Source organism: Alkalibacillus filiformis (assembly GCF_030814115.1).
Taxonomy (GTDB): Bacteria; Bacillota; Bacilli; order Bacillales; family Alkalibacillaceae; genus Alkalibacillus; species Alkalibacillus filiformis.
Genome location: NZ_JAUSUP010000003.1, coordinates 212,925 through 222,837 on the forward strand (window position 1 = coordinate 212,925; position 9,913 = coordinate 222,837).

Here is a 9,913-nt window from a genome sequence, read left to right on the forward strand (position 1 = left end):
AAGTGTTTTCAGATGAGCTGAAAGCACTTTACTTTTTTATGCTCACTCCTCTAGGCATTTATGCATAAGATAAGGTGAAAAGAAGTCAAGAGAGGAGATTGACTCATGCCAGATCATAAAGTGAAGCCACCACTTTTATTTATTGCGCAAAACTCTGATCATAACCCTTCCGCTAAAGCACAAACATACTTTTATAGTAACAATGAAAATGTGGTAGACGATGAACCGAAAGAGGAAGGAAAGACGGAAAGCATTTCTTCTAAACGAAAGAAGTTTCAAGACATGTCAGTTGAAGAGCGACTAAGATACATGGTTGATATGCCTAGCATTCTTCCAAAAATGAAATGCGAAGTTCAAACTGACAATAACAAATATATTGGAACGATTGAGAAGTGTGATGAAGACATATTAATGTTAAGAACGGTGGATCAAGGTTTTCGCGTGAAGATAAAACGAGGAGATATAGTAGACGTACAGTTAGTAGGTTTTTAGTTTAAAAGAAGGTAACTAGGCAGGAGACGCCTAGTTACCTTTTTAAAGGGAAAAAACTAATAGAACATGTTTACAAAAAAACGAGTCTGCTAATCATATAGCAGACTCGTTTAATGTGCGCGGTAATATTAAAGTGCGTTAATAGCTGGTAAACAAGTAACGTGGCAGAAGCATTCTAAATCAACCGTGATGCAAATACCTGTTGCGCGTAGGTTAGCGGTTTTTTGCTTAGTTGGATCCGGTGCGCCTGTATGCGAGTCAGAAGGGTCGCGTAATAACTCTAACGTTGCACAATTATCGTCATCGATGCTGTTAACACGGAAATAAAAGCTGTCTACAACAGTCTTTTGTTGATCATTGCGGACACCATACCCTTTAAATGGATCACATTTGCAGTATAGTAAAACAGGAACTGTATCTAAGCTGTTGGGTGCAGCAGTGTCACCTCGTAAATCTTGAATTGACTGTTCACAACTAATATCACAATCGTCATCGACAATATCATCTTGTGCATCAACGATCTGGCGTAGAATATCGGCTACGCAGTTAGTATCTTCTTCAATACGACGCTTATCTCGACAAGTCATAAGCAAACTCCTTTCTTATTGGTCAATATTGACTCTTGTTACGATAATAATGTATGCATTTTACCTATATAGGTGTGGGCATACGCCAAAAAAAGTTTCCAAGGTTAAATTAAATGAATTGGAAATTCTAGGGCATCAACCTATGCTAATTTTTAAGTACTGAATATACTAGTTAACGAAACGCCTAACACTTAAAGGAGTGAAAAGCATGTCCGATTCTAAAAAAGAAATCCACGTACAGGACTTAATTATTAGAGCTGACAATGTTCATTTTGAGCCCTCTGAAAGAGAATCTCACCCATGGTTTGGCCCTCGTATGATGGATGAAGAGCCCCGTCATGAGGAAATGATGTCAGAAGATGAAGAAATGAAAGATGACGATCAAGACGATGGTGAAGAGAGACGTCCACCATTTTTCTGGATCTAATCGGAACATAGGAACTCGGGTTTAGTCCGAGTTCCTTTTTTATAGGACTTGATTCTTGATAAAGAACTTAAACCGACCGATTTTTTATAAAAATATTTTATAACGAACAAAGTTAGACAAATTTTTTGAAAAAGGTGTGATAATCTATGCCTGACCGATTCATTCTCCTAATGAACCATTTGAAACAATTGACTAAACAATTAAATCAGTCACCTCAACAAAAATACGACAAACAGACAAGTGAATTTTATAAGTGGGAGAAAATGTTAGAAGGTGATGCGCAAAAGATTGAAAAGTGGATGGCAGATTTAGAGAAGAAAATCGACAAACCGAAGTAACCATAAACGAATAAGTATAAGTAAAAACGGGAATAGGACTAATATAAGAAGGAGGTTGATCATATGGGATACATTTTGCCAGTTGGTCAACATCAATATAGTCAATACCATCAACGAGTAGCTGGTGAAAAGAAGTCTCCATTCGTAATCGAAAGACCATTTCGTGTAGAATTAGAGACAAGGCGTAAACATCCGTTTGAATATGCTGAAGAAAGAAGAAGAATGAGTTTACGTTATAACAATCAAAACAGTCCTAAAAATAGTGAACAAGCAGAAACTGCGCAACTTTATACACCAGGGTCTATTACGAGTCATTCAGCTGAGAGAAATTTTTCTAAAATAACAGGAAAAGGTCAATACTTTAGCGAAAGCATTTAAAATAAGACAGTCCGCTAAAGAAAGGATTCTAGTCTATGAAAATGAATCGATTAAATAATCATTGTTATTACTTCTCAAGCTCCGTCAATGTTGGGTATGTGCATGAGGGGAATCAAGGGTTGATCATTGATGCTGCCATTGACCAGTCGGCTATTCGAAAAGTCGTGCGTCAATTAGAAGAAGCAGAACTTCCAATTACCCATCTGTTTATTTCACATGCCCATGCAGATCATTATGGCGGGGCTGCTTATTTAAAAAAGCATTATAATGTAAAAGTCATTGCACCTAGATTAGAAGCGGCGATCGTTGAAAATCCGATTATTGAGCCGATTTATATGTTTCAAGGTAATACACCGGTTCAGGAATTGAGGAACAAGTTTTTAGAAGGGCCGCCAGTTGAAGTAGATTTAGTAGTTGATGAAGGTGAACAGAGTATAGATGGGTTTAATTTAGAGTTCATTGCAACTCCAGGGCATAGCTATCACCAACTTGCCCTTGCAACAAACGGCATATTGTATGCAGCCGATAGTTATTTTGGTAAAAAAGAGTTAGACAAGCATAAAATTCCCTATATTACGTGTGCGAAAGACACGATTGAAAGCCTAGAAAAAATTAAAGATAAAGAGTATGATGGCGCAGTACCAGGGCATGGACCTTATGAAGAAGACTTCCAAGATACGATTCAATACAATATTGATTACCACCAAGACATTTTAAGTACAGTGAAAGAAATGCTTGACCGATCCGCACATGGTTTATCTCATGAAGATATCGTGTCGTTTATGTGTGCTCGATATGATGTTAAAGCTGATCAACTATCCATGTTTATGCTGTTTAGAACCGCTGTATCTGCATACGTAAAAGCATTAGTTGAAGAGAATAAAGCTGAGTTTGAGGTTGAAAATTTTCGTGTTATGATCAAATCAATTTAAAAAGTCGCCCTTTAGTTGGACGACTTCTACATGAGAGTTTAAAAGGGGCTAGTATGGCATGACATACAGCCCCTTTTCTTGTGTCCACTCAGCGTACATAATGTCTTGAATGGTTAACCCTTGTTGTTCGACTTCTTTTTCAACATCTTCTAAGTCCCATGATATTTCTTTCAAATTTTCTTCAACGATCTCACCGTCTGAAATGATTGAAATTGGTAGTTCAACACTTTTTGGTGTTTGATTCAATATTTCATTTGTTGGTAATTGGTGGATAAATTTCTTAAGGACATTAACTGTACCGTTTGTCTCAAGTACGGCATACTCTACTTCTTGGATTGAAAAGACGTTTTTGTCTCTTAATAAATGCATGAATTGGTTCATATCAAGTTTTGCATTTTTAAGTAAGTCCTTCTGAATTTCTCCTCGACGGACAATCAGAGATGGTGAACCTTCAAGAGGCTTGCGTGTTTTTCGAAATTTGTTAGTGATCGCTTCGATTGAATATAGCAATGTCCCCCATAAAGTAACAGCAAACAAGATCATACTAATACCAATCTCTTTGTCATAAAGCGCATTACCAATTAATTCACCTAGGATAATGGCTGCAATAAAATCAAAAGGGGTTATTTGTGTAATTTGCGACTTACCTAGCACTTTAGTTAATGCGAATAAAGCGGCAAATCCAACGATAGTTTCCATAGTAATTCGAACAAAATCCATTGGTTCAGTGCCCAACACAAAAACTCCCTTCATTACATGTCATCAATATTATTTGAAGGCTAGGTTTTTTCATGCATTTAAGTGAGAGTGAATTTTAGTTGGTTAGTATATATTTTTTAACTGAACTCAACCTATAACTAATGGCACCAATAGAGGAAGGGGGAAGTGGCTGTGAATATGCAAGGGAAAATGACGATAATATTAGTCCTTGTTGGGTCTGCACTCGCTATTTTTTGGCTAGGATATCATTTACTTATTTGATTATATAAAAAATAAAACCGCCATTATTGGCGGTTTTATTTATAAATCTTTTACCATTGTCACGTGTGGGATCCCAGCATCCATAAATTCATCCGAGACTGTTTCATAACCGAGTTTTTTATAAAAATCTTCAGCGTAAGTTTGCGCGTTTAGTTTCGATTTCGTGTAACCTTTAGAACGAATGACATCTTCCATTGCTAAAATAATGTCTCGTCCAAACCCGTTGCCACGCTCTTCTTCTAATACAGCAATACGCTCTAATTTTCCAAACTCATCGACAAAACGTAGGCGGCTTGCTGCAACTGGGCGTCTTTCTAACGTGTAGCCCACAAAATGAGTGGCATGGTCATCGTGTTCGTCCATTTCTTCTTCAAGTGGTACATTTTGTTCCTCAACGAAGACGATTTTACGAATATCAAAGGCTTCGTCTTTCTGTCTTTTCGTTTCAACTTCTTGCACGTTTATCATGAATCTTACTCCTTACCAAACTTAAATGTTTCATGTACAGTCCAAGCCCCGTCATCTAGTTGATAAAGTAACTGGAAGCGATCAACTGTATCTTTTAAATCAAATTCTGAAAGTCTTAAACTGCCATATACGTCAGAGTGTTCATCTTCTGATAACTCTTGACTGATTGTGATATGCGGCACGAACTTATGCTCACGCTCTTGAGGGAATGGTTCCTCATGCATTTTGTTACTTAAATAAGTTAAATCATCATTCTCTTCAATTTTTAAATAAACTGTGTGTGTAATTGGACTAAATGAACTTACACGATTAATTTCGATATCAAAAGGGTCCATTTCATCTGCAAGCTTTTGACAAGCATCTTCAACCTGTTTAATTTCATCTTCTGTAGCTTGAAAACGTTCTTTTAACGTAATGTGTGGTGGAATTAATGAATAACGTGGGTCATACCTCATTCTGTATGAGTTTGCTACATCTTGTATGTGTTTTGATGGAAAAATAGCAATTCCATAAGTCACTGGTGTCATGAATAAATCCCTCCATATTTCAATAAGTATTTTCCGATAAGACTGATTAACAAAGTATAGATTATATTATAACAGAAAAACCTTGGAAAAATCGCCCCTATAATGTGCCTATTTTCCGAAAATATTTTCAATTGCGTTTGGTAAGTCTTTCTGCCACTGTTTCCATGTGTGTTTTCCTTCTAACTCTTTATAAGTATAGTCGGAAACACGTTCTTCTAGAAGTTTGTTCATCTCACGGTTCGGATTCAAAAAGTCATCAATATCTCCATAAGTCGTTTCTACTTCTTCCTCATCTAAACCAATCGTATGATATAGGGACATCGTTTCAATTTCATCTGTTTCTTTAATGAGCTTTTCGACACGCTCATCATAATAAGGTGACTGCATAATAACTTTTCCGAATGTGTTCGGATACTTTAAAGCAGTCATTAAAGATACGGTTCCACCTAAAGAGTCCCCCATTAATGCTCTGCATGACTTCACATGATAACTCGGCAATTCTTTATCTAAAACAGGAACGACTTCAAAGCGTAAAAACTTCATATAGTTTTCCTGTTGTTCACTTTCTGGATGATATTTGTGCCAACGATCGTCACGATCTTTATAGTGGATGCCACAAAAAATGGTGTTCTCAATTTTGCCTTCTTTATGCAACTTGTCACTCACTGTTGCTAAACGCCCAAGTTGATAATAATCATCACCATCTTGCACGATGCATAAGTGGTACTTGTAAAGCGTTGAATAATTTTCAGGTCGGTAAATATTTATCGTGAACGTTTCATTCATATATTCACTCTCAATTTCACGTTCAACCATTGAACCATCTCTAGCCAAGTTCGATACCTCCAGTTGTAGTTGGTCTTGTTTTATTTTACCACATATAAATAAAATCGCGAATTTTACGATTTGTCCAACTCCTTGCGCGTGGTATAATTAGGAAAAAGGAGGAGGAGAAGGATGACGACTTATTCGAACCACATTCGTAGCAAAGAAGTAGAAAACGCAGCTCGAGAATGTTTAGAAAAACGAGGTGTATCTATTTCTAGTATTGCAGAAATTGTTTATCAAATGCAAAAACCATATAATGAATCGTTAACTTTTGAATATTGCGTAGAAAGTGTCAATCGTGTATTAGAAAAACGAGAGATTCAACATGCATTGTTAGTCGGAGTCGAATTAGATCAATTGGCTGAAAAAGGCCAGCTATCTGAACCTCTACAATCATTAGTCGCTCAAGATGAAGGGCTTTTCGGGGTTGATGAAACGATTGCTTTTGGAGCGGCCTTAGGATATGGCAGTATCTCTGTTACAACATTTGGCCATTTAGATAAAGAGAAGATTGGAATTATAAAGCAATTAGATTCTAAAGAAGGCGGTCAATGTCACACATTTTTAGATGATATTGTTGGAAGTATTGCAGCTAATGCTTCAAGTAGAATTGCTCATCGTTTACGTGATGTTGAAGATGGCTTGAGTGAACATGAAATAGAATTGCGTGATCAAGAGGAGAGGTATTAAATATGGAAAAGGTATATTTAATCGATGGAGCTAGAACGCCATTTACAGCTTTTGGTGGCTCTTTTGTTAATACGGATGCAGTTGAGTTAGGGACAACTACTGCTAAAGCGGCGTTAGAACGCTCCAATGTACAAGCTAGTGATGTTGATCATGTTATTTACGGAAACGTTATTCATTCGGGGAAAAATGCCGCATACTTAGCACGTCATATCGGCCTTTACAGCGGTGTACCACAAGAAGTGCCAGCATTAATGTTGAATCGTTTGTGTGGTTCTGGTTTGCAGTCGGTTGTTACAAGTGCTCAACATATTAAGTTAGGTGAAGCAGGCATTGTGTTAGCCGGTGGGTCTGATAATATGTCGCAGTCACCTTTTTCAAACTTTAAGCAACGGTTTAACGGTGTGAAAATGGGTAACATGCAATTTGAAGACATGTTGCAGGCGACGTTGACTGACCAATATACTGGAAATGGAATGGGGATGACAGCTGAGAAGTTAGCTGACATTCATAATCTTTCTCGTGAAGAACAAGATGCATATTCAGTTCAATCGCATGAAAGAGCAACTCGAGCAGTAGAGTATGGCTACTTTGAAGAAGAGATTGCACCTGTAACGCTCAAAACGCGAAAAGGTGAAGTTGAGGTTACTCAAGACGAGCACATTAAACCCGATTCAACTTTGGAGACATTAGGGAAGTTGAAGCCGGTCTTTAAACAAGACGGTACAGTGACAGCGGCGAATTCATCAGGCATTAATGATGGTGCTGTAAGTGTCGTTGTCGCAGGAGAAGAAGTGGTCAATGACCACGACTTAACACCGATGGCGGAAATTAAATCGTGGAGTGTTGCTGGTGTCGATCCAACGATTATGGGCATTGGCCCAGTTCCAGCGATTAAGCAAGCGTTAGAACGCGCAAATTTAACGATTGAGGACATGGATCTAGTCGAAGTGAACGAAGCGTTCGCTGCTCAGTACTTAGCGGTCGAAAAAGAACTTGGCTTAGATCGTAATAAAACAAATGTTAATGGTGGTGCGATTGCGTTAGGTCACCCAGTTGGAGCAAGTGGTACACGCGTTTTGTTAAGCGCAGCTTATGAATTGAAACGAAGAGAAGGTCGCTACGCTGTTGTGAGTTTGTGTATTGGCGGCGGACAGGGCATTGCGATGGTAATTGAAAACAAATAATAAAGATAAAGGACCACTCTAAAAACCTGGAGTGGTTCTCTTTTTTATGATATAATTTCGAGTATCGAAATAAAATTGGGAGAGGTACATATGGTGGCAGTTCAAACGACGAATCAAATTACGGGGAAAAGAAAATGGTGGGCGTTAGCGACCGTTATGATGACGATGTTTTTTGCATCGATGAATCAGACCGTCGTATCAACAGCAATCCCAACGATTGTTAGTGACTTAAGTGGATTTGAGTATTATGCATGGTTGTTTAGTGCCTTTATGATTACATCGGCTGTAACGGTTCCAATCTACGGTAAACTATCAGATGTTTATGGAAGGCGACCTTTTTATTTGTTTGGATTAATCGTTTTTGCCATCGGTTCAGTCCTGGCTGGTTTAGCCGAATCAATGATGTGGTTGATCGTAGCGCGAGCGATTCAAGGAATTGGTGCTGGTGCGATGATGACGATGCCGAATGCGACGATCGGGGATATCTTTAACCCGAAAGAACGTGGTAAATGGATGGGAGTATTAGGGATCGTATTTGGTATATCAAGCATAATCGGCCCAACACTTGGTGGCTTTATTACCCAACAATTCGGATGGGAGTGGGTTTTCTTCGTTAACTTACCATTTGCTGTATTGGCGATTATCGGCGTTTATTTTACATTGCCGAAAGTTAAGACAGAAGACCAAGTGAAAGTCGATTGGACGGGAAGCTTTTTATTAATCGCTGGTTTGTTACCGATTATGATTGGGTTAACGTGGGTTGGTGATCGCTTCGGCTGGACAGATTGGCAAGTCGTGACGGTATTTATTGTCGGTATTATTATTTTAACGATCTTTGTCTTATTCGAACGTCGCGTAAAAGACGCGATTATTGAAATGTCGTTTTTCAAAAACAAAATTTTCTCCATTACAGTCGTGCTTGCTTTATTTGTTACGATGGCGATGTTCGGTACGATCATGTTCTTACCGTTATATATTCAAGGGGTCGTCGGACTTACTGTACAACAAAGTGGGATCGTCATGACACCACTTATGCTAAGTTTCATTATTGGCGCGACGTTGACAGGTCAGCTCATGTCACGTACAGGGACGTATAAACGCTATGCATTTGTTGGAGCAACACTTATGTTAATTGGTTTATTTTTATTTAATCAAATGGATGTGAACACGACGTTTTGGACCGTAATGATTAACATGGCAGTGTTCGGAATTGGAATTGGCTCGCTCATGCCAATTATGAACGTGTCGGTGCAAAATGCTTTCCCTTATAAACAGATGGGGCAAGTGAATGCGAACTTACAATTTTCTAGGTCACTAGCTGGTGTTATAGCGGCGCCAGTGTTTGGTGCGATATTAAATGCGTGGTTTTTACGCCGCTTTAACGAAGTCGAGCCATCAGGGTTTAATGAGTTAAGTGATTCCGCTCAACAAGACATTTTAGCGATGGACCCACAACAACTCATTACTCGCGAGGCACAAGAAAGCGTTGAGTCATCATTTGCCGCGGTTGGCCCAGAAGGTGAAGCATTATATCAAGAATGGTTACATGCAATTCAATTGTCACTATCAAGCGGTATAAGCGCTTTGTTTTTTGTTGGCTTAATCTTTGCGGTGTTAACGTTGGTGTGTGTTATTTTCTTACCAGAATACAAGCTTCAAGAAGATGAATATTACGAAGAGGAAAAACAAGAATCGACATAGAATAATGGAAGGAGCACTTTCTTGTGGGGAGTGTTCTTTTTTTGGCAGCGGTGCTGTAATTACTGAATAGAGAGGGTTAATACCGAATAGCGGGTGATAATTACCGAATAGGAAGGATTAATGCCGAATAGAGGGTGATAATTACCGAATAGGCGAGATTAATACCGAATAGAAGGTGAAAGTTACCGAATAGGCGGGATTAATACCGAATAGCAGGTGATAATTACCGAATAGGCGAAATTAATACTGAATAGAAGGCCATAACTACCGAATAACCTACAATAATAAGGTTAGTATCAAAATTGGACACACTCTAAGGCAAAATGTTTCCATGAAATTAAGTCTAGAAAAGGTAGGGGTAATTATGCCAGAAAAAAAGC

The 9,913-nt window shown here is 38.4% G+C and carries 13 protein-coding genes; 8 read left to right on the plus strand and 5 right to left on the minus strand.

Features of this window, described 5'->3' with window-relative positions:
• The first annotated feature begins 105 nt into the window (after nt 1-105).
• The gene (locus J2R98_RS07990) at nt 106-492 is read left to right on the plus strand and encodes a CotO family spore coat protein (RefSeq protein WP_307067804.1); all 387 of its coding nucleotides are present in this window, start codon (nt 106-108) and stop codon (nt 490-492) included.
• Between the two features lie 128 nt (nt 493-620).
• Here the strand turns inward: J2R98_RS07990 and J2R98_RS07995 are convergent, their stop codons facing one another.
• Complete coding sequence (locus tag J2R98_RS07995; protein WP_307067806.1) at nt 621-1,079, minus strand: CotY/CotZ family spore coat protein; 459 nt, start codon at nt 1,077-1,079, stop codon at nt 621-623.
• A 208-nt stretch (nt 1,080-1,287) separates the two neighbouring features.
• Between J2R98_RS07995 and J2R98_RS08000 the strand changes: the two genes are divergently transcribed.
• From J2R98_RS08000 to J2R98_RS08015, 4 genes are all read left to right on the plus strand, one after another.
• A complete protein-coding gene (locus J2R98_RS08000; protein ID WP_307067808.1) occupies nt 1,288-1,506 on the plus strand; it encodes a hypothetical protein in 219 nt (72 codons plus the stop codon).
• 146 nt (nt 1,507-1,652) lie between these two features.
• Nucleotides 1,653-1,844 carry a hypothetical protein gene (locus J2R98_RS08005; RefSeq protein WP_307067810.1) on the plus strand — a complete coding sequence of 64 codons (192 nt, stop codon included), beginning with the start codon at nt 1,653-1,655 and terminating at the stop codon, nt 1,842-1,844.
• A 63-nt stretch (nt 1,845-1,907) separates the two neighbouring features.
• Nucleotides 1,908-2,222: a hypothetical protein gene (locus tag J2R98_RS08010; RefSeq protein WP_307067812.1), complete on the plus strand. Its 315-nt coding sequence runs from the start codon at nt 1,908-1,910 to the stop codon at nt 2,220-2,222.
• A 35-nt stretch (nt 2,223-2,257) separates the two neighbouring features.
• The gene (locus J2R98_RS08015; RefSeq protein ID WP_307067814.1) at nt 2,258-3,154 is read left to right on the plus strand and encodes an MBL fold metallo-hydrolase; all 897 of its coding nucleotides are present in this window, start codon (nt 2,258-2,260) and stop codon (nt 3,152-3,154) included.
• A 48-nt stretch (nt 3,155-3,202) separates the two neighbouring features.
• Here the strand turns inward: J2R98_RS08015 and J2R98_RS08020 are convergent, their stop codons facing one another.
• The 4 genes from J2R98_RS08020 to J2R98_RS08035 form a co-directional block, all read right to left on the minus strand.
• Complete coding sequence (locus J2R98_RS08020) at nt 3,203-3,889, minus strand: DUF421 domain-containing protein (protein WP_307067816.1); 687 nt, start codon at nt 3,887-3,889, stop codon at nt 3,203-3,205.
• 285 nt (nt 3,890-4,174) lie between these two features.
• Nucleotides 4,175-4,603, minus strand: coding sequence for a GNAT family N-acetyltransferase (locus J2R98_RS08025; protein ID WP_307067818.1), 429 nt, complete (start codon nt 4,601-4,603; stop codon nt 4,175-4,177).
• A gap of 5 nt (nt 4,604-4,608) precedes the next feature.
• Nucleotides 4,609-5,130, minus strand: a complete 522-nt coding sequence (locus J2R98_RS08030) for a 2'-5' RNA ligase family protein (protein WP_307067819.1) — start codon at nt 5,128-5,130, stop codon at nt 4,609-4,611.
• Between the two features lie 108 nt (nt 5,131-5,238).
• On the minus strand, nt 5,239-5,964 hold the full coding sequence (locus J2R98_RS08035) for an alpha/beta hydrolase (RefSeq protein ID WP_307067821.1): 726 nt from the start codon (nt 5,962-5,964) through the stop codon (nt 5,239-5,241).
• A gap of 123 nt (nt 5,965-6,087) precedes the next feature.
• On the opposite strand from J2R98_RS08035, the gene J2R98_RS08040 reads away from it, so the two are divergent.
• The 3 genes from J2R98_RS08040 to J2R98_RS08050 all read left to right on the plus strand — a co-directional run bounded on the left by J2R98_RS08040 (nt 6,088) and on the right by J2R98_RS08050 (nt 9,533).
• The gene (locus J2R98_RS08040; RefSeq protein ID WP_307067823.1) at nt 6,088-6,648 is read left to right on the plus strand and encodes a phosphatidylglycerophosphatase A family protein; all 561 of its coding nucleotides are present in this window, start codon (nt 6,088-6,090) and stop codon (nt 6,646-6,648) included.
• 2 nt (nt 6,649-6,650) lie between these two features.
• Nucleotides 6,651-7,832, plus strand: coding sequence for an acetyl-CoA C-acetyltransferase (locus tag J2R98_RS08045; RefSeq protein ID WP_307067825.1), 1,182 nt, complete (start codon nt 6,651-6,653; stop codon nt 7,830-7,832).
• A 90-nt stretch (nt 7,833-7,922) separates the two neighbouring features.
• Entirely contained in the window at nt 7,923-9,533 is a 1,611-nt protein-coding gene (locus tag J2R98_RS08050) for an MDR family MFS transporter (protein ID WP_307067827.1), read from the plus strand.
• Nucleotides 9,534-9,913 lie beyond the last annotated feature (380 nt).